This is a genomic window from Curvibacter sp. GW821-FHT01G03, from assembly GCF_059422285.1.
The window spans coordinates 1-283 of the sequence record NZ_JBWKWP010000072.1 but is presented as its reverse complement, the minus strand read 5'-3'; the positions used below and the strand labels follow the sequence as shown (position 1 = coordinate 283).

At 66.8% G+C, this 283-nt stretch carries 1 protein-coding gene; it reads left to right on the top strand.

The window, feature by feature from the left end; all coding sequences use genetic code 11:
* The coding region (locus AC07VS_RS28865) for an electron transfer flavoprotein subunit beta/FixA family protein (protein ID WP_494752705.1) at window positions 1-283 on the top strand (283 nt) is incomplete at both ends.

The window sequence follows — 283 nt, the reverse complement described above, 5'->3', positions numbered from 1 at the left end:
GTGCCAGGAGACCCTGCGCACGGCCATGGCCATCGGCGCCGATCGGGCCATCCTGGTCGAGACCGATGCGGAGCTGCAGCCCCTGGCCGTGGCCAAGCTCTTGAACGCCCTGGTGGCCAAAGAGCAGCCGGGCCTGGTCATCCTGGGCAAGCAAGCCATTGACGACGATGCCAACCAGACCGGCCAGATGCTGGCGGCCTTGGCCGACCTGCCCCAGGCCACCTTCGCCAGCAAGGTCGAAGTGGCGGGTGACAAGGTCAACGTCACGCGTGAAATCGACGGT